The following is a 19,693-nucleotide window of genomic DNA, read 5'->3' on the forward strand; positions in this document are numbered from 1 at the left end:
ACAGGATGAACAGTGACGATTTCCGGCAATGGTCGCGGCGGGCCGCCGACTGGGGCGCCGACTACCGTGAAACGCTGCGCCAGCGCCCGGTGCGGCCGCGGATCGAGTCCGGCGACATATTCAGGAGCATAGAAGCGTCGCCGCCCGAAGACGCGGAGCCGATGGACAGGATCTTCGCCGACTTCGAGGAGAAGATCGTGCCGGGCATGACGCATTGGCAGCATCCTCGCTTCTTCGCCTATTTTCCGGCCAACGCGGCACCAGTTTCTGTGGTGGCTGAGTATCTGGTCTCGGCAATGGCCGCGCAGTGCATGCTGTGGCAGACCTCGCCGGCGGCGACAGAACTCGAAACTCGGACTGTCGATTGGATGCGCCAGGCGCTCGGCCTGCCGGAAGGTTTTTCCGGCGTCATCCAGGATTCTGCCTCCTCGGCGACGCTGGCGGCGGTGCTGACGATGCGCGAACGCGCGCTCGACTGGCAAGGCAACAAAAAGGGCCTGGCGGGGCAGGCGCGGTTGCGCATCTATTCGTCGGATCAGGTGCATACCTCGATCGACCGGGCGATCTGGGTGGCCGGCATCGGCGAGGACAATCTCGTGCGCATTCCAGTCGCCGGTCGCTTTCGCGCCATGGACATAGCGGCCCTCGAGGCGGCGATCGTCGCCGACAAGAAGGCAGGCCTGCTGCCCGCGGGTATCATCGCCTGCGTCGGCGGCACCAGCACCGGTGGCACTGACGATATCGCCAGCGTCGCCGCGATCGCCAAACGCCACGGGGTCTATCTTCACGTGGATGCCGCCTGGGCGGGATCGGCGATGATCTGCCCGGAATACCGGCATTTCTGGGCCGGTGTGGAGCAGGCGGATTCTATCGTCTTCAACCCGCACAAATGGCTGGGCGCGCAGTTCGACTGCTCGATCCAGTTCCTGCGCGACCCCGAAAGCCATGTCAGAACGCTCGCCATCAAGCCGGATTATCTGAAGACGCACGGTCATGACGGCATCGTCAACTATTCCGAATGGTCGGTGCCGCTCGGCCGCCGCTTCCGCGCGCTGAAACTGTGGTTCCTGCTGCGTGCCTATGGACTGGAAGGCCTGCGCACGATGATCCGCAACCACGTCGCCTGGAGCGAAGGCCTGGCAGCGCGCCTGGCCGACGAGCCGGACTTCGAGATCGTCACCGAGCCGATGCTGTCGCTGTTTTCGTTCCGGCACAAGGCGGAGGGAGCCGATGCCGACGAGCACAATCTCCGGCTGGTCAATGCGATCAATGATGACGGACGCATCTACCTGACACAGACCAGGGTGAACGGGCGCGTCGCCATCCGCTTCCAGGTCGGCCAGTTCGAGGCGACCGCGGCGGATGTCGATTCGGCTTTTGCCGCCATCACCGAAATCGCGCGCGGATTAACCTGAGGCTGCTGAGTCGGAACTGCGTCCAAGTTTGCCTTTGCTATCATGCGGTTTCCATTAGCCGGCTTACGCCTTTTCATTGCTTTCGTTTTCGTCTATGATCAAGAAAAACGAAAGCAAAAGGTCTTCAGATGTATCTGTCGCCGCGCCATGCCGAAATCGTCCAAATGGCCAAGGATCACGGCCGCGTTCTGGTCGACGATCTGGCCACCCACTTCAACGTCACGCCGCAGACCATCCGCAAGGACCTCAACGATCTTTGCGACCAGCGGTTGCTGTCGCGCATCCATGGCGGCGCCTTGTTTCCTTCCGGCATCGAGAACATGGAATACGAAGCCAGGCGCAAGATCGCCGCCGAGGAGAAGGAGGCGATCGGCAGCGCGGCCGCCAGGCTGATTCCGGACAACGCCTCGTTGTTCATCAATATCGGCACCACGACGGAGTCGGTCAGCAAGGCGCTGCTGGATCACAGCGGCCTCATGGTCATCACCAATAACATCAATGTTGCCAACAGGATGCGCATCTATCCTTCGATCGAGGTGGTGATCGCGGGCGGGGTGGTTCGCGGCTCGGATGGCGGCGTCGTCGGCGAGGCGGCGGTGGATTTCATCAGGCAGTTCAAAGTCGACTACGCCGTCATCGGCGCCTCGGCGATCGACCATGACGGCGCCTTGCTCGATTTCGATTTCCGCGAGGTCAAGGTCGCGCAAGCCATTATCGCCAATGCCAGGCACGTCATCCTAGTGTCCGACCGGACCAAATTCGAGCGCACGGCGCCGGTTCGCATCGGCCATCTGTCGCAGGTCAACACCTTCATCACCGACCGCTGCGATATCCCCTCGGTGCGCAAGATCTGCCAGGAGGCCGAGGTTCAACTGATCGAAACCTCGCTCGATTGAGGACGTTGCAGCGCTTTCACGAGCTTGTGATATTTCGTTTGACATTCGTTATGAGTTCGAAATAATTCCGCCACGGTTTCGCAAAAGAGCCAAATGGTGCAATGCGAAATCGCTGGAGGAATTGGTGGACGCATCTTCGATCCGTGACATTTTCGTCATAGGCGGTGGCATCAATGGCTGCGGCATTGCCCGTGATGCCGCCGGCCGCGGGTTTTCGGTATTTCTGGCCGAGATGGACGATCTCGCCAGCGGAACCTCCTCAGGCTCGACCAAGCTGATCCATGGTGGCCTGCGTTATCTCGAATTCTACGAATTCCGCCTGGTGCGCGAAGCGCTGATGGAACGGGAGGTACTGTGGAAGAACGCGCCGCACATCATCTGGCCGATGCGCTTCGTGCTGCCCTATGCCAAGGGCCTGCGTCCGGCCTGGCTGATCAGGCTCGGCCTTTTCCTTTACGATCATATTGGCGGGCGCAAATTGCTGCCGGCGACCAGGACCCTGGACATGGCCACCGACCCTGCCGGCAAGCCATTGAAACCATTGTTCAAGAAGGCCTTCGAATATTCCGACGGCTGGGTCAACGATGCGCGGCTGGTGACGCTGAACGCGCGTGACGCCGCCGACCGGGGCGCGACCATCCGCACCCGCACCAAGGTGGTCGGGGCGCGCCGCGAAGGCGGGCTGTGGACGATCAGGATCGAAAATCTGCGGACCGGCGAGACCGAAGAGGTCAAGGCGCGGCTGCTGGTCAATGCCGCCGGCCCCTGGGTCGATCATGTGCTTTCCGGCGTCGTCGGCCTCAACGATGTGCACAATGTCCGTCTCGTGCAGGGCAGTCACATCGTCATCGCGAAGAAATTCGACGATCCACGCGCCTATTTCTTCCAGAACAAGGATGGCCGCATCATCTTCGCCATTCCTTACGAGGACGAGTTCACGCTGATCGGCACCACCGACCAGGACTACCCCGGCGATCCGCACGACGTGAAGATCAGCGACACCGAGATCGACTATCTCTGCGCGGCGGCAAGCGAGTATTTCGCCCAACCCGTCAAGCGCTCGGATATCGTCTGGACCTATTCGGCCGTGCGTCCGCTCTATGACGATGGCGCTTCCAAGGCGCAGGAGGCGACACGCGACTATGTGCTGAAGGCCGATGGCGGCGAGGGCACAGCCCCGATCGTCAACACGTTCGGCGGCAAGATCACCACTTATCGCCGGCTGTCGGAATCTATGCTGGAGAAGATCGAAGGCTTTCTCGGCAGGCGCGGCAAGCCGTGGACGGCAAATGCGCCGCTGCCGGGCGGCGATTTCGCGGCGACCGGTTTTGATGCGCAAGTGGCGAGGCTGAAGAGCGCCTATCCCTTTCTCGACCAGCGTTTGGCACGTCGGCTCACGCGGCTCTACGGCACGCGCGCGCAGATGTTGCTTGGCCTTGCCAAATCAAATGCCGATCTCGGCCGCAATTTCGGCGCCGACCTTTACGAGGCCGAGGTGCGCTACCTCGTCGAGAACGAATGGGCCGTCACATCGCAAGATGTGCTGTGGCGCCGGACCAAGCGCGGCCTGCATTTCAGCCGCGAGCAGACGGCGGCGTTGGATGAATTCATGCGCGGCATAAGCCGCCGCCACGTCGCGGCCGCGGAATGAAGGGCTGCTGATGCACACGGCCTGGGAGGAGGCATCATGCTGGAACTGAGGAACGTCACCAAGACGGTCGGCGCGGTGGAGCATATCCGCGACGTGTCGCTGACGCTCCAGCATGGCTCGCTGAACGTGCTGCTCGGGCCGACGCTGTCCGGCAAGACCAGCCTGATGCGGCTGATGGCGGGCCTCGACGCGCCGACTTCCGGCTCGGTCTGGTTCGACGGCAAGGACGTCACCGGCCAGCCTGTTCAAAAGCGCAAGATCGCCATGGTCTACCAGCAGTTCATCAACTACCCCGCGATGAGCGTCTACGAAAACATCGCTTCGCCACTGCGGGTGGCGGGAGTCGAGAAGGCCAAGATCGACAGCCAGGTACGTGAAGCCGCTGCCCTGCTCAAGCTGACGCCCTATCTCGACCGCACGCCGCTCAGCCTGTCCGGTGGCCAGCAACAGCGCACCGCACTGGCGCGCGCCATCGTCAAGAACGCAAGCCTGGTGCTGCTCGACGAGCCGCTCGCCAATCTCGACTACAAGCTGCGCGAGGAACTGCGCGCCGAACTGCCGAGGATTTTCGCCGCCGCCGGCACCATCTTCGTCTATGCCACGACCGAACCGCACGAGGCGCTGCTGCTCGGTGGCAATACGGCGACGCTGTCGCAAGGCCGCATCACCCAGTTCGGCCCGACCATCGAGGTGTTCCGCAAACCGGTCGACCTGGTGACGGCCAGGACCTTCGCCGATCCGCCGCTCAACACGATCGTGCTGGCCAAGAACGGGCCCGATTTCCTCCTGGAGGGCGGCGTCAAGCTGCCGGTGCCGCCTGAACTTGTCGGCATCGCCGACGGCAATTACACGATCGGCTTCCAGCCGCACCATCTGTCGCTCGAGCGGCCGGATGCGAGTGCCGTGCCGGTGCGGGCAAAGGTCACCATCACCGAGATCACCGGCTCGGAAAGTTTCATCCATCTTGATTTCGCCGACGCGCGCTGGGTGATGCTGACCCATGGCATCCGCGATTTCGAGACCGACGAAGTGGTCGAAGTGTTCATCGACCCGCGTCACATCATGGTTTTCGACCAACACGGCGTCGCCGTGGCCGCGGCAAAGCTGGCGGCCTGAGGAGAAAACGATGGCGCGCATCGACGTCAACCATGTCAGGCACTCATATCTGCCGAACCCGCGTACCGATGCGGATTTCGCACTGCGGGAGGTGCACCACACTTTCGAGGACGGTGGCGCCTATGCGCTGCTAGGCCCATCCGGCTGCGGCAAGACCACGCTGCTCAACATCATTTCCGGCCTGCTCCACCCCTCGCACGGCCAATTGCTGTTCAACGGCAGGGATGTCACGAGACTGTCGACGCAGGAGCGCAACATCGCGCAGGTGTTCCAGTTCCCTGTCATCTACGACACGATGACCGTCTACGACAACCTGGCTTTCCCGCTGCGCAACCGCGGCGTTCCGGAGGCCGACGTCGACCGCAAGGTGCGCGAGACGCTCGACATGATCGACCTGGCAGACTGGGCCAGGAAGAAGGCGAGGGGCCTGACCGCCGACCAGAAGCAGAAGATCTCGCTCGGCCGCGGACTGGTGCGCTCGGATGTCAATGCGATCCTGTTCGACGAGCCGCTGACCGTCATCGACCCGCACATGAAGTGGGTGCTGCGCTCGCAGTTGAAGCAGCTTCACCGCCGCTTCGGCTACACCATGGTCTATGTTACGCATGACCAGACAGAGGCGCTGACCTTCGCCGACCAGGTGGTGGTCATGTATGATGGCGGCATCGTGCAGATCGGCACGCCGGCCGAGCTGTTCGAGCGGCCGCGCCACACCTTCGTCGGCTACTTCATCGGCTCGCCCGGCATGAACGTCATGCCGGTAGCGATCGATGGCAAGACAGCGACGCTTGGTTCCCAGCGCATCCAATTGCCAGGCGCGCCGAAGGCCGGAAGCGGCGTCGTCGAACTCGGCATCCGTCCCGAATATGTCAGGCTCGGCCGCGATGGCATGGCCGTCCACGTCAGCAAGGTCGAGGATGTGGGCCGCCACAAGGTCGTGCGCGCCAGTCTGGAAGGCCGCGAGATCGCCGCCGTCGTCGGCGAGGACGAAACCGTTCCCGCCGATCCAAAAGTGCGGTTCGATCCAGCCGGCATCAACATCTATGCCGATTCCTGGCGTGTCGAGATGGGGGCGTAAATGGAAAAGCCCTGGAACAACAAGGCCTGGTTCCTCGTGCTGCCGATGCTCGTGCTGGTGGCGTTCTCGGCCGTTATCCCGCTGATGACCGTCGTCAACTACTCGGTACAGGACACGTTCGGCAATAACGTCTTCTTCTGGGCGGGGACCGAATGGTTCGAGGAGTTGCTGCATTCCGATCGCTTCTGGGAAGCCATGGTGCGCAACCTGATCTTCTCCTTCATCATCCTGGCGATCGAAGTGCCGCTCGGCATCTTCATTGCCCTCAACATGCCCAAAAAGGGCTGGGGCGTGCCGGTCTGCCTGGTGCTGATGGCGCTGCCGCTCTTGATCCCGTGGAATGTCGTCGGCACGATCTGGCAGGTGTTCGGCCGCAACGATATCGGCCTGCTCGGCTATTACGTCAACGCGCTCGGCATCGACTACAATTACGTGCAGGATCCGTTCGACGCCTGGGTCACCGTCATCATCATGGACGTCTGGCACTGGACCAGCCTCGTCGTGCTGCTCTGCTATGCCGGCCTGGTCTCGATCCCCGACGCCTTCTACCAGGCGGCCAAGATCGATGGCGCCTCGCGCTGGGCGGTGTTCCGCTACATCCAGTTGCCGAAGATGAAGCGCGTGCTTCTGATCGCGGTGCTGCTGCGTTTCATGGACAGTTTCATGATCTACACCGAGCCCTTCGTCGTCACCGGCGGCGGTCCGGGCAATTCGACGACCTTCCTGTCGATCGACCTCGTCAAGACCGCGCTCGGACAGTTCGACCTCGGTCCGGCGGCGGCGATGTCGCTGGTCTACTTCCTGATCATCCTGTTGTTGTCGTGGGTGTTCTACACCGTGATGACCAACTACGACGCGGAACGCTGATATGGCCGGCGCCAACGAACGTACCGAGCGCAACCTGGTGAACGGGACCGCCGCTTCGGAAAGACTCGCCAGTTCGCTGTCGCAGAGCGAGCTGGACAGGCGCATGCGCCGCCGTGGCGAGGAATCGCGCTGGTGGTGGATCGTGCCGACGCTCTACATCATCGTCCTGCTGCTGCCGATCTACTGGCTCATCAATATGAGCTTCAAGACCAATGCGGAGATCGTCAATTCGCTGACGCTCTATCCGCATGCGCCGACGCTGCGCAACTACACCATCATCTTCACCGATGCGTCGTGGTATTCGGGCTACATCAATTCGATCACCTATGTGGTGATGAACATGGTGATCTCGGTCGCCGTGGCGCTTCCGGCGGCTTACGCCTTCTCACGCTACCGCTTCCTCGGCGACAAGCATCTGTTCTTCTGGTTGTTGACCAACCGCATGGCGCCGCCGGCGGTATTCGCGCTGCCGTTCTTCCAGCTTTATTCGGCATTCGGCCTCATCGATACGCATATCGCGGTGGCGCTGGCGCACTGCCTGTTCAACGTGCCGCTGGCGGTGTGGATCCTTGAGGGCTTCATGTCCGGAGTGCCGAAGGAGATCGACGAAACGGCCTACATAGACGGCTATTCGTTTCCGCGTTTCTTCGTGAAGATATTCATGCCGCTGATCGCCAGCGGCATCGGCGTCGCCTGCTTCTTCTGCTTCATGTTCTCATGGGTGGAACTGCTCATCGCCCGCACGCTGACCACCACCGATGCCAAGCCGATCGCCGCTACCATGACCCGCACCGTGTCGGCGTCGGGAATGGACTGGGGGCTGCTGGCAGCCGCCGGGGTGCTGACGCTGATCCCCGGGGCGCTCGTCATCTGGTTCGTTCGCAACTACATCGCCAAGGGCTTCGCCCTGGGGAGGGTGTGACCATGAACCTCGACTTCTCCTGGATGGCGTGGACCTGGCCGACGGCCGCCTTCTTCGCCGTCATAGCGCTGCTGCTGGTCGGCATGGGTGTCTGGGAATATGCCTCGCCCGGCGGCGATCCGCGCATCGGCGTGCTGCGTTTCAAGACGACGCGCGGCGATCGTCTCTTCGTTTCGCTGCTTGGCAGCGCCTTCATCCATCTCGCTTGGCTGGGTCTTGTCGGACCCAGCCTGTGGTGGGCTCTCGCTCTCTCCGTGGTCTACGCCATCGGCGTCTTCCGCTACGTATAGAGGGGGAAACTGTTGGAGCGGCCGCTTGTTGGCGGCCTCTCCAGATCGCACTTGAAGTCTTTTCAAACGTGGAGGAAACACAATGCGACGGCAATTATTGACATCTACGACCGCCCTTGTCCTCTTGCTCGGCGTGGGCAACGCCTATGCCGGCATGGACGAGGCAAAAGCCTTTCTTGACAAGGAGATAGGCGATCTGTCGACGCTTTCGCGCGCCGATCAGGAAAAGGAAATGCAGTGGTTCGTCGACGCCGCCAAGCCGTTCGCCGGCATGGATATCAAGGTCGTGTCGGAAACGCTGACGACGCATCAATACGAGTCGCAGGTTCTGGCTCCGGCCTTCACCGCCATCACCGGCATCAAGGTCACGCACGACGTCATCCAGGAAGGCGACGTCGTTGAAAAGATCCAGACCCAGATGCAGACTGGCCAGAACCTCTATGACGGCTGGGTCAACGATTCCGACCTGATCGGCACCCACTGGCGTTACCAGCAGGTGCGCAACCTGACCGACTGGATGGCGGGCGAAGGCAAGGATGTCACCAATCCGAACCTCGATGTGAAGGATTTCATCGGCACCTCCTTCACCACCGCTCCGGACAAGAAGCTCTATCAGCTTCCCGACCAGCAGTTCGCCAACCTCTACTGGTTCCGCTACGACTGGTTCAACGACGAGAAGAACAAGGCCGACTTCAAGGCCAAGTACGGCTACGATCTCGGCGTTCCCGTCAATTGGTCGGCCTATGAGGACATTGCCGAGTTCTTCACCGGCCGCGACGTCGACGGCAAGAAGGTCTACGGCCATATGGACTATGGCAAGAAGGACCCGTCGCTCGGCTGGCGCTTTACCGATGCCTGGCTATCGATGGCCGGCAATGGCGACAAGGGTATCCCGAACGGCCTGCCGGTCGACGAATGGGGCATCAAGGTCAACGAGAAATCGCAGCCGGTCGGCTCCTGCACGGCGCGGGGCGGCGACACCAACGGCCCGGCCGCCGTCTACTCGATCCAGAAATATCTCGATTGGCTGAAGGCCTACGCACCACAGGAAGCGCAGGGCATGACCTTCTCGGAATCCGGTCCGGTTCCCGCGCAGGGCAATGTTGCCCAGCAGATCTTCTGGTACACGGCCTTCACCGCCGACATGGTCAAGCCCGGCCTGCCCGTCATGAACGACGACGGCACGCCGAAATGGCGCATGGCTCCGTCGCCGCACGGTGTCTACTGGAAGGACGGCATGAAGCTCGGCTACCAGGATGTCGGTTCGTGGACGCTGATGAAGTCGACCCCGACCGACCGTGCCAAGGCCGCCTGGCTCTACGCCCAGTTCGTCACCTCGAAGACGGTGGACGTGAAGAAGAGCCATGTCGGCCTCACCTTCATCCGCGACTCCACCATTCACGACAAGAGCTTCACGGAGCGCGCGCCGAAGCTCGGCGGCCTGATCGAGTTCTATCGCTCGCCGGCCCGCGTGCAATGGTCGCCGACCGGCACAAACGTGCCGGACTATCCGAAGCTGGCACAGCTGTGGTGGCAGGCGATCGGCGATGCCTCGTCGGGCGCAAAGAGTGCGCAGGAAGCGATGGATTCGCTTTGCGCCGAGCAGGAGAAGGTCATGGGCCGCATCGAGAGGTCCGGCGTCCAGGGCGATATCGGGCCGAAGCTCGCCGAGGAACATGATCTCGCCTACTGGAATGCCGACGCGGTCAAGGCCGGCAATCTCGCTCCCCAGCTCAAGATCGAGAACGAGAAGGAGAAGCCCCAGACCATCAACTATGACGAGCTGGTCAAGAGCTGGCAGAAGTAGGACTGACCTATGCGGGCGTTCGCGCCCGTGTAAAATTCAGGGAGGCGGCACGTTGCCGTCTCCCTTCTTTGTGTCGTGACGGAGGAAGTGCGAATGAATGGCTTTGTCCTGGCAATCGACCAAGGCACCACGTCGAGCCGGTCGATTCTGTTCGACGGCGACATGAAAGTCGTCGGCAGCAGCCAGCAAGAATTCACCCAGCACTATCCTGCTTCCGGCTGGGTCGAGCATGACCCGGAAGATATCTGGGCCAGCGTCGTGGCGACCGTGAAGGGCGCATTGAAGAATGCCGGGCGGGAGGCATCGGACGTCGCCGCGGTCGGCATAACCAACCAGCGCGAGACCGTCGTCATTTGGGACAGGGCGACCGGCAAGCCGATCCACAACGCCATCGTCTGGCAGGACCGGCGCACCGCGCCGCTATGCCGGAAGCTGAAGAAGCAGGGATTGGAAAAGACCTTCACCAGGAAGACCGGCCTGCTGCTCGATCCGTATTTCTCCGGCACGAAGATAGCCTGGATGCTGGACAAGGTGAAAGGCGCCAGGAGACGCGCCGAGAAAGGCGAATTGCTGGCCGGCACCATCGACAGTTTCCTGATCTGGCGCCTGACCGGCGGCAGGGTGCATGCCACCGACGCCACAAACGCCTCCCGCACGCTAGTCTACAACATCGAGAAGAATGCCTGGGACGACGAGCTGCTGGCCATCCTGAACATTCCGGCAAGGATGCTCCCCGAGGTGAAGGACTGCGCCGATGATTTTGGAATCACGCAGAAAAATCTCTTTGGCGCCGAGATAAGGATCCTCGGCGTTGCCGGCGATCAGCATGCCGCGACCATCGGCCAGGCCTGTTTCGAGCCCGGCATGATGAAATCGACCTACGGCACCGGCTGTTTCGCGCTGCTCAACACCGGCACCGACCTGGTGCGCTCGAAGAACCGGCTGTTGACCACGATTGCCTATCGGCTGAACGGCAAGACCACCTATGCGCTGGAAGGATCGATCTTCATCGCCGGCGCCGCCGTGCAGTGGTTGCGCGACGGCATCAAGGTGATCGGCAAGGCCGAACAGAGCGGCAAGCTGGCGGCCGAGGCCGATCCGACCCAGGACGTGTATCTGGTGCCGGCCTTTGTCGGGCTCGGCGCGCCCCACTGGGATGCCGAGGCGCGGGGCGCGATCTTTGGCCTGACCCGCAATTCGGGGCCGGCGGAGTTTGCCCGCGCCGCGCTCGAATCCGTGGCCTACCAGACGCGCGACCTGCTCGATGCCATGCGCAAGGATTGGAAAGGTACGGCGGCCAAGACGGTGCTTCGGGTCGACGGCGGCATGGTGGCGTCCGACTGGACCATGCAACGGCTGGCCGACATTCTCGACGCCCCGGTCGACCGTCCGACCATTCTTGAGACGACCGCGCTTGGTGCCGCCTGGCTCGCCGGCTCGAAGGCGGGCGTGTGGCCTAAGGCGCGGGAGTTCGCCAAGACATGGGCGCTCGACCGCCGCTTCAGACCAGACATGGAGCCTGCGGCGCGCTCGGCCAAGCTGGCGGGGTGGCGCGATGCTGTTCGCAGGACGCTGAGCGTATCATAATCAACAGTCAGATTGGGCGAGGGGGAAATGAAGCCAAACTGGTACTCTGCTTGGCGCGCCGAGGCTATCAAACAACTGAAGGCCAAGAATAAGCGCTTGGAGGAAGAATTCCGCATCGGCCACTGGTCGCGCTATGACTTGAGCAACGGAAAGCTCTTGTTTTCCAAGGACGGGGCGATCGAGGTGATCACCGAAATCCAGATCGCCGGTTCCACGAATGCCAAGGCACAGAACTGGCTCTGGGCGTGGGCAAATTCAAATTTGCCCGATAGTCTTCTCAGAGACGCAAAGCTGGTTCGGTCCTTCGGCGAGAAGAACGGCATTGACGAACTGGCTCAGGCTTACGTGATAGATGGGGATCAGCTGGAAGTGCTGGGTTGGGAATTGGCGGCCGTCACGGTCCGAATTTGCGATGCCGTCGGAGCGTACCGATCACCCCGTGGTGAAGGTGGCGCGCTTTATTATATCTTCAAGACCATTAATTGGGCCAGCTGATCACAGCCTGCCCGGGGACCGTCCTCGCACGACAGAAAGCCCGCGCCATTTCCGGCACGGGCTTTGACTTTCTATCCCTCTGACGAACACTGTCGCCCATCAGTAGGGTGAAATGCACTGCTGGCGCGGGCCGTTATACGGCTGGAACGTGTTGTCGGATGCGCGGTAGGAACGGTAACGGTCATAGCACCACTGCACATGCGAATTGCCTTCATAGACGCGGTTCCGGTTGTTGGCGATCGCGCCGGTTATCAGCGCGCCAGTGGCGAAAGCAGCAAGCGGGAACCAGAAATCGCCGTGACGGCGATAGCCCGGGCGATATTCACGGTAGCCGCGATGGCCGTTCCAGTAGGCTCCGCGGTTGTCGCGGTAGAAGTTGCGGTTGCCGCGAAACTCGCCGCGGAAGTTACGGCGCCGCTCCCAGGGCCTGTACTGCACGGTCTGGACATCGGACGAGACCGATGCAGGCTGCGGTACATAGGCCGGTGCGGCTTCGACCGGCATGGCAGCCGCCACTGCGAAGGAAGCTGACAGTGTGGTCGCCAGCAAACCCGACAGGACTTTGTTCATGATCTTCTCCTTGAGAGGTTGACGTCCCTTGTGGCGGAGGAAACGGGCACGCTCGCGAATTGTTCCTGGAAAAAAAGGCAAGTTGCTGATTTGTAATGTTTCTCCGGTTTGGGATCGACGGAGGCCACAGGGTCTTTCGCCTGCCTGGCAAAGGTTCGGCATGTCCTTGCGGAAACGGCCGGCCGGGAGAGCCGGCACGGCGGGAACGCATGGCTTGGTGGCCCGTTTTTTCCGGTTGACCGGTCGAGGCACTCTCCCTATGTTCCGCGCAATTTCGAGGGCGCCGTTTCCAGCCCACGGGAGCGCGTAGCTCAGCCGGTAGAGCAACTGACTTTTAATCAGTAGGTCTCGGGTTCGAACCCCGACGCGCTCACCACTCAGTCCCGTGACAAATGCACGTTCAGGACAGCGGCTTTTTTGGCGATCAGTCCTTCCAGATCCGCGTCCGATCGGGTGGTGCCGGTGCGTTGGCGCAGCAGGGAGATCATCGCGCTCATCGAAAGCGGGGCGGTTTTTTGCTGAATCAGGATCGCGTCCACCGCGCCGGCAACGTCGGGGCCTTCCGCTGGTGCTCTCATGGTCGGATCCTTTCTGTCCAGCTCCGCCTCGGTGCCGCCGACCGATCCTCTGATGCCGCGGTCAAAGACGACGGCCAACCCGTTCTTGACGGCGAGGGCCGCGACCATGTCGTCGAGTTCGTGGTCCGAAAAGCTGGGGTCGGAAGGCGTGGGTTTCAGGATTCTGTGAATCACCCTGGCGGCCTGGTCCGTCGAAACATAGCCGAAGCGCTGTTTTCTAGCTTCGACATATTGTTCGATGATCATGTCAAGCCGGCGGGCTGCAATGTCCTTTGATTGCTGCATCGGAACCTCCTCGGGTCGTCATGGCGCGCAGGAGCAGCACCTAAAGAGATAGGGCCGCCCGGAAGAACATCAAACATGAGAAATGACGCATCTGCCGATAGCGGAGGAACGATCGCGCCGCTGATGCATTTTTGCCTTTGACCAGCTTATTGAGGGAACGCAGGCCAATGAAGATCGCCCATATCGCGCCGCTGTATGAATCCGTGCCGCCAAGGCTCTATGGAGGCACCGAACGCATCATCTCCTATCTCACCGAAGCTCTGGTCGGGCTCGGCCACGATGTAACGTTGTTTGCCAGCGGCGATACCAGGACCTCCGCCCGGCTGGTCGCGTGCCGGGAACGGGCGCTGCGCCTCGATCCCCGGCCGTTGAAGTCGGAGATCGCGGCGCATCTTTCGATGCTCGAGGAAGTCAGGAGACAGGCCGACGATTTCGACATTCTTCACTTCCATCTCAGCCACTTCCTGCATTTCCCGTTTTTCCGCCATATGCCGGAGCGCACGGTGACGACGCCGCATGGCAGGCTGGACTATGTGGATCTGGCACAGGCCTATGAGCGGTTCCCGCGTTTTCCGATGATTTCCATTTCACGCAGCCAGAGGACGAGGCTCGCGTCCGCCAACTGGTTGGCGACCATCCATCATGGGCTGCCGCTCGATCTCTATAGGCCGGATTTTGAAGCCGGCTCCGACGGCACATATCTGGCGTTCCTCGGCAGGATGTCGCGCGACAAGCGGCCGGACCGGGCGATCGAGATTGCCAGGCGCACGGGCCTGAGGCTCAAGCTCGCGGCCAAGGTGGGCGACGGCGACCGGGCCTATTTCGAGGAGGTCGTCCAGCCGCTGATCGATGGCGATCGCGTCGAATATGTCGGCGAGATCAGCGAGGACCAGAAGAGCAGGTTTCTCGGCAATGCCGCTGCCTTGCTGTTCCCCATCGACTGGCCCGAGCCTTTTGGTCTGGCGGTAATCGAGGCGATGGCCTGCGGAACCCCTGTCATGGCTTGGAGCTGCGGCGCCATGCCCGAGATCATCGATCACGGTGTGACCGGCTTCGTCGTCGAAACCCTCGAGGATGCCGTCGCCACCATGCCGGCCCTGCTTCAGCTCGACAGGCGCCGGATAAGGGCCGTTTTCGAAGGACGGTTCTCGGCCGACCGCATGGCGCGCGACTATGTCGCCACCTATTCACAGGCGATCGACACTCAACAAATCAGGGCTTCCTAGTACAGTGCCCCGTTCAGAAACAAGCACGGGACAGTCTTCTTGACCATCACCCAACTTGACGAGCGCAAGCTTGATCCCGCAATAGCCCTGGCCTCCCTGGACGAAACCGCGCCGAGGGAACCGCACCGGCTCTTCGCACTCAAGCATGGCGACTGCTTCGCCGTCGCCGATTCCTATGGCGACATACGCGGTGTGGGCGACGGCTTCTTCCGCGACGACACGCGCGTGCTTTCCGAATTCCGCCTCGCGGTGGGCGGTCGTTCGACGTCGTTGCTGGGCGCATCGCTGAGCCAGGACAATGTCCTGTTCACCTCCAACCTGACCAATCTGCCTATAGAGAGTGCCGGCGGCCGTCCCATCCCGCAAGGAGCGATCCACATCGAGCGTGTCAGGCTGCTGTGGGAGGACCGGCTGTATGAGCGCCTGACCCTTTCCAACTACAGCCAGGAACATTCGACCGTCCTGCTTTCGCTGCGCTTCGCCGCCGATTTCCGCGACATGTTCGAAGTTCGTGGCTCGACACGCGCCAAACGAGGCACCGCCCATACCGCCGAGATGGACCAGAACTCGGTTCTGCTTCGCTATGAAGGCCTGGACAAGGTGGTGCGTACGTCGACGATATCGTTTTCGCAGAAACCCGACGAATTGACCTCCGACCGGGCGGATTTCTTCATTGCAGTCACCAAACGCAGCCGCAAGACACTGTATGTCGAGGTCGGCAGCGAGATGGCCGATGTGCCCGACCGCGACCGGTTTCGCGCCGCAGCGGCGCGCGCGCGTTTCGGCATGCGCGCCAAGCGCCGCCATGGCGCGACGCTGCACAGTTCGGGCAGGGTGTTCAACGACTGGATGGAGCGCGCCCGTGCCGATGTGGCGCTGCTCACCACCGAACTTGCGACCGGCCCTTATCCCTATGCCGGCATTCCGTGGTTCTCGACGGCCTTCGGCAGAGACGGCGTGATCTCGGCGTTGCAGATGCTCTGGCTCAATCCCGGCCTGGCGCGCGGCGTGCTTGCCTTTCTCGCGCAACATCAGGCGACCGAAACCTCGCCCTTCAGCGACTCTCAGCCCGGCAAGATCATGCATGAAACGCGCAAAGGTGAAATGACGGCGCTGAGCGAGTTGCCGTTCGGCCGCTACTATGGCGGCGTCGACACCACCCCGCTCTACGTTCATCTCGCCTGCGCTTACGCGGACCGCACCGGCGACATGGTCTTTATCGACGGCCTGTGGCAGTCGCTATGTGCAGCCGCCGAATGGATCGAGGCGGCAAGCGCTTCGACCGGATTCGTCACCTACCGGCGTGCGGCGGAGTCAGGCCTCGCCAACCAGGGATGGAAGGACAGCTTTGATTCGGTCTTTCATGCAGACGGTCGTATCCCGAAGGGGCCGATCGCGCTGGTCGAGGTGCAGGGCTACGTCTTCGCGGCGTTCCAGGGGCTGGCGAGACTGGCTCGCCGGCGAGGCGAGACAGAAAAGGCGGAAGGCTGGGAAAGGCGGGCCGAAGAGATCCGCCGGCGGGTTGAAAGTCATTTCTGGATCGAAGAGCTGGGTTACTACGCGCTGGCGCTCGATGGCGACGGCCGACCATGCGAGGTGCGCACGTCCAATGCTGGACATCTGCTCTATGTGGGGCTTCCGGATCCGGATCGGGCGCGGATCGTCGCCGATCAGTTGCTGTCGGCTTCTTTTCACTCCGGCTGGGGATTGAGGACGCTCGCCGACGACGCAATATTCTTCAATCCCATGTCGTATCACAATGGCTCCATCTGGCCGCACGACACGGCGATATGCGCGGCAGGCCTTGCGCGGTACGGCATTCGCGACAATGTGGTGCGGCTGATGAGCGGGACGTTCGAATCCGCCGTCCATTTCAACATGCGCCTGCCCGAACTCTTCTGCGGCTTCACCCGCGCACCGGGCGAGGCGCCGATCGCGTATCCAGTCGCTTGCCTGCCGCAGGCCTGGTCGGCAGGTTCCGCCTTCATGCTGATGCAGGCCTGTCTGGGCCTCCATATCGACGGCTGGGCCGGCGAAATCCATGTCACAAGGCCACGCCTGCCAATCGGCATCGACAGCTTGGTGATCCGCCATCTCGCGGTGGCGGGCACGGCAGTCGACCTGACGTTCCAGCGGGTAGGAGACCGTGTGGGCGCGTTTCTGGCCGACCGCCATGAAGGGTTGGCGCCTTTGATCGTGCGCAGCTAAAAACCGGAACCATCACCGGCGACGTGCGTTGCACCATCTCCCCCGCGGAGAGGCGCGACCTAGGCCGGAGCAATTCACATCGATGCCAGACAACAATTTTGACTTCCTCCACTCTGCCTCCGCTCTATGGTTCGTCATTCTTGCCAGCCTCTGCGTTTCCCTTGTTGCCTTGGTGATTTCCGCGCTGCGATCCCGCCGGACCCCGCCGGAACCGGCGAATGTCGAGCCTCCACCGGCTCGTGTCGTATTGCGGGAGTTCGAAAAGAATGGCCATTCCGCCGACGCGGCGCTCGTCAACTGGTCGCCCTCGACACTGCGCGAAATCCTGGCGAAGGAACTGCCGGATGCGCAAGTGATCGTCGTCTCCAACCGCGAGCCCTACATTCACAATCTCAGGGATGACAATGTCGACCTGGTTGTGCCGGCCAGTGGACTTGTCTCGGCGCTGGAGCCGATCACCCGTGCCTGCGCGGGAACCTGGATAGCCTATGGCGGCGGTTCGGCGGATCATCTCGTCGTCGACCAGAACGACCGCATCGAGGTCCCACCTGAGAACCCATCCTACACGTTGCGCCGTGTCTGGCTGACCGACGAGGAACAGCAAGGCTATTATCTGGGCTTTGCCAATGAGGGTCTCTGGCCCCTGTGCCACATAGCCTTTACGCGGCCCGTCTTCCGCACGTCCGACTGGGAAACGTACGAAGCCGTCAATCGCAAATTCGCCGATACCGTCGTTGCCGAAGCGCGGAACGAACGCCCGATCGTCCTCGTCCAGGATTATCATTTCGCGCTGCTGCCGCGAATGATCCGGGAACGCCTGCCCGATGCGATCGTCATCACCTTCTGGCACATTCCGTGGCCGAATTCGGAAGTCTTCAGCATCTGCCCCTGGCGGGAAAAAATCCTGGACGGCCTGCTGGGGAGCTCGATCATCGGCTTTCATACGCAGTTCCACTGCAACAACTTCATCGAGAGCGTCGACCGCTTCCTGGAAAGCAGGATCGAGCGCGAGGATTCGGCCATCTCCTATGGCGGCCAGACGAGCCTGGTCCACGCCTATCCGATCTCGATAGAGTGGCCGCCGGCTCAACTCGGGAAATTGCCCGCTATCGCGCAGTGCCGCGCGCGCATTCGCGAAAAATTCGGGCTGGCGGACAATGTCAGCCTCTGTGTCGGCGTCGAGCGCCTCGATTATACGAAAGGCATTCTCGACCGGTTTCACGCATTGGACGAACTGTTCAAGCAACACCCGGAGTGGATCGGCAAGGTGGCCTTCCTGCAGATCGCGGCGCCAAGCCGTGGAACCTTGCCGGCCTACCAGCAACTGCACGAGGAATGCCTGCGTTGCGCGGCGGAGCTCAACGAGCGTTATGGCCGGGACGGCTACACGCCTGTCTTGATGGTGGCTGAACACCATTCCCAGGAGCAGGTCTACGAAATCTACCGGGCCGCCGATGTCTGCATGGTGACCAGCCTGCACGACGGAATGAACCTGGTCGCCAAGGAATTTGTCGCCGCACGCGACGACGAGCAGGGCGTGCTGATGCTCAGCATGTTTGCCGGCGCTTCCAAGGAGCTTCTCGAGGCGCTGATCGTCAATCCTTACGACGCGACGATGATGGCCGAGGCGTTGCTGCAGGCATTGACCATGGTGCCCGCCGAGCAGCGCCAGCGCATGCAGCGCATGCGCGAGATCGTCCGCGACAACAATGTCTATCGCTGGGCGGGCAGCATGCTTCTCGACGCCGCCCGCTTGCGCAAGCGAATCGCGATCGACCCCGCCGGGCCGGGCTCCGTTGCCGCGGCCAATGTGATATCGCTGCTTGATCGCAAACGGGTCGCGGCGCTGTGATGTCGGGATCGGCAAATCTGTCCGTGCCGACCGTCCCGCAAGGCCGATGGGCACTCTTCCTGGACATTGACGGTACGCTTCTGGAACATGCCGCGCATCCCGACGCGGTGGTCGTCGGTGATGCGTTGCGAAGCATGCTGACAAGGCTGGACGGGCGTCTGGCTGGCGCTCTGGCTTTCATTACAGGAAGATCCGTTTCCGCCGTCGACCGGCTCTTCCAGCCGCTGCGCCTGCCGGCTGCGGGTCTATACGGCCTGGAGCACCGGCTTGTCCGTGACGGGCCTGTCGAGGCGGCCGACGAGCCCGCCGACATTGCCGCGCTTGCCGAGGAAATCGAGGCGGAACTGGACAATGTGGACGTCTATATCGAGCGCAAGGGCCCGATCCTGGCCATTCATACGCGTGCGGCGCCGCAGTTGCTGCAACGGGCGACGCAACTGGTCGAACAGGCCCTGGAGCGGCTTCCGCGGGGATATCGGGTTCTTGCCGGCAATGCCGGGGTGGAACTGATGCCGCTCGAGGCGGCCAAGGGAGCGGCAATCAGGCGTTTCTGCGAGTTGCCGGCTTTCCGGGGGCGGATTCCCGTATTCCTCGGAGACGACACGTCGGATGAGAACGGCTTCGAAGCCGTCAATGAAATGGATGGCATTTCGGTCCGCATCAAACCGCAAGGGAAAACCGTGGCGCGCCACGCGCTGGCCGATGTCGGCGAGACCCTGGCCTGGCTTGAATCCCTATGTCACGACCAATCGGGCACTGGCCGGTTTGAGGAGGCGGTCCAGCCCACTGTCCGGCAGAGTTGAGGCCGCAAAACGCATTTTGCGCCTTTGAAGAACGGGTTTCAGGAGTT

At 62.0% G+C, this 19,693-nt stretch carries 17 protein-coding genes and 1 tRNA gene; 16 read left to right on the top strand and 2 right to left on the bottom strand.

The genetic code is table 11. From position 1 onward, the window contains the following. The first annotated feature begins 5 nt into the window (after nucleotides 1–5). The 11 genes from FJ490_RS27085 to FJ490_RS27135 all read left to right on the top strand — a co-directional run bounded on the left by FJ490_RS27085 (nucleotide 6) and on the right by FJ490_RS27135 (nucleotide 12,124). Nucleotides 6–1,415: an aspartate aminotransferase family protein gene (locus tag FJ490_RS27085; RefSeq protein ID WP_140729206.1), complete on the top strand. Its 1,410-nt coding sequence runs from the start codon at nucleotides 6–8 to the stop codon at nucleotides 1,413–1,415. Nucleotides 1,416–1,543: 128 nt separating this feature from the next. Next, nucleotides 1,544–2,311, top strand: coding sequence for a DeoR/GlpR family DNA-binding transcription regulator (locus FJ490_RS27090; protein ID WP_140515319.1), 768 nt, complete (start codon nucleotides 1,544–1,546; stop codon nucleotides 2,309–2,311). A gap of 124 nt (nucleotides 2,312–2,435) precedes the next feature. After that, complete coding sequence (gene glpD, locus FJ490_RS27095; protein WP_140498798.1) at nucleotides 2,436–3,962, top strand: glycerol-3-phosphate dehydrogenase; 1,527 nt, start codon at nucleotides 2,436–2,438, stop codon at nucleotides 3,960–3,962. Between the two features lie 36 nt (nucleotides 3,963–3,998). Next, a complete protein-coding gene (locus FJ490_RS27100; protein WP_140515321.1) occupies nucleotides 3,999–5,078 on the top strand; it encodes an ABC transporter ATP-binding protein in 1,080 nt (359 codons plus the stop codon). Nucleotides 5,079–5,088: 10 nt separating this feature from the next. After that, nucleotides 5,089–6,156, top strand: coding sequence for an ABC transporter ATP-binding protein (locus tag FJ490_RS27105; RefSeq protein WP_140656334.1), 1,068 nt, complete (start codon nucleotides 5,089–5,091; stop codon nucleotides 6,154–6,156). Then, nucleotides 6,157–7,023 (top strand): sugar ABC transporter permease, encoded by an 867-nt coding sequence (locus tag FJ490_RS27110; RefSeq protein ID WP_140498792.1) that lies wholly within the window; start codon nucleotides 6,157–6,159, stop codon nucleotides 7,021–7,023. Nucleotide 7,024: 1 nt separating this feature from the next. Continuing rightward, complete coding sequence (locus FJ490_RS27115; protein ID WP_140498790.1) at nucleotides 7,025–7,945, top strand: carbohydrate ABC transporter permease; 921 nt, start codon at nucleotides 7,025–7,027, stop codon at nucleotides 7,943–7,945. A gap of 2 nt (nucleotides 7,946–7,947) precedes the next feature. Beyond that, nucleotides 7,948–8,235, top strand: a complete 288-nt coding sequence (locus FJ490_RS27120) for a DUF2160 domain-containing protein (protein WP_140498788.1) — start codon at nucleotides 7,948–7,950, stop codon at nucleotides 8,233–8,235. A gap of 82 nt (nucleotides 8,236–8,317) precedes the next feature. Further along, complete coding sequence (locus FJ490_RS27125) at nucleotides 8,318–10,042, top strand: ABC transporter substrate-binding protein (protein ID WP_140498786.1); 1,725 nt, start codon at nucleotides 8,318–8,320, stop codon at nucleotides 10,040–10,042. Between the two features lie 93 nt (nucleotides 10,043–10,135). After that, the gene (gene glpK, locus FJ490_RS27130) at nucleotides 10,136–11,629 is read left to right on the top strand and encodes a glycerol kinase GlpK (RefSeq protein WP_140633188.1); all 1,494 of its coding nucleotides are present in this window, start codon (nucleotides 10,136–10,138) and stop codon (nucleotides 11,627–11,629) included. Nucleotides 11,630–11,656: 27 nt separating this feature from the next. Beyond that, nucleotides 11,657–12,124, top strand: a complete 468-nt coding sequence (locus FJ490_RS27135; RefSeq protein WP_140498781.1) for a DUF6882 domain-containing protein — start codon at nucleotides 11,657–11,659, stop codon at nucleotides 12,122–12,124. A 99-nt stretch (nucleotides 12,125–12,223) separates the two neighbouring features. Here the strand turns inward: FJ490_RS27135 and FJ490_RS27140 are convergent, their stop codons facing one another. Continuing rightward, nucleotides 12,224–12,694, bottom strand: coding sequence for a BA14K family protein (locus tag FJ490_RS27140; RefSeq protein WP_140669967.1), 471 nt, complete (start codon nucleotides 12,692–12,694; stop codon nucleotides 12,224–12,226). A 300-nt stretch (nucleotides 12,695–12,994) separates the two neighbouring features. Between FJ490_RS27140 and FJ490_RS27145 the strand changes: the two genes are divergently transcribed. Then, nucleotides 12,995–13,070 (top strand) — tRNA-Lys (locus FJ490_RS27145). A gap of 1 nt (nucleotide 13,071) precedes the next feature. Here FJ490_RS27145 and FJ490_RS27150 read toward each other — a convergent pair. Next, nucleotides 13,072–13,557 carry a hypothetical protein gene (locus FJ490_RS27150; protein WP_140564500.1) on the bottom strand — a complete coding sequence of 162 codons (486 nt, stop codon included), beginning with the start codon at nucleotides 13,555–13,557 and terminating at the stop codon, nucleotides 13,072–13,074. 167 nt (nucleotides 13,558–13,724) lie between these two features. Between FJ490_RS27150 and FJ490_RS27155 the strand changes: the two genes are divergently transcribed. The 4 genes from FJ490_RS27155 (at nucleotide 13,725) to otsB (ending at nucleotide 19,646) form a co-directional block, all read left to right on the top strand. Further along, a complete protein-coding gene (locus tag FJ490_RS27155) occupies nucleotides 13,725–14,783 on the top strand; it encodes a glycosyltransferase family 4 protein (RefSeq protein ID WP_140564501.1) in 1,059 nt (352 codons plus the stop codon). A 45-nt stretch (nucleotides 14,784–14,828) separates the two neighbouring features. Next, a complete protein-coding gene (locus tag FJ490_RS27160) occupies nucleotides 14,829–16,991 on the top strand; it encodes an amylo-alpha-1,6-glucosidase (protein WP_140525405.1) in 2,163 nt (720 codons plus the stop codon). An 82-nt stretch (nucleotides 16,992–17,073) separates the two neighbouring features. Further along, complete coding sequence (locus tag FJ490_RS27165) at nucleotides 17,074–18,843, top strand: trehalose-6-phosphate synthase (protein ID WP_140564502.1); 1,770 nt, start codon at nucleotides 17,074–17,076, stop codon at nucleotides 18,841–18,843. Further along, nucleotides 18,843–19,646 carry a trehalose-phosphatase gene (gene otsB, locus FJ490_RS27170; RefSeq protein ID WP_140557734.1) on the top strand — a complete coding sequence of 268 codons (804 nt, stop codon included), beginning with the start codon at nucleotides 18,843–18,845 and terminating at the stop codon, nucleotides 19,644–19,646. The genes FJ490_RS27165 and otsB overlap by 1 nt, the downstream gene beginning before the upstream one ends. Nucleotides 19,647–19,693 lie beyond the last annotated feature (47 nt).

Source organism: Mesorhizobium sp. B2-5-11 (assembly GCF_006440835.1).
In the GTDB taxonomy this organism is placed as follows: domain Bacteria; phylum Pseudomonadota; class Alphaproteobacteria; order Rhizobiales; family Rhizobiaceae; genus Mesorhizobium.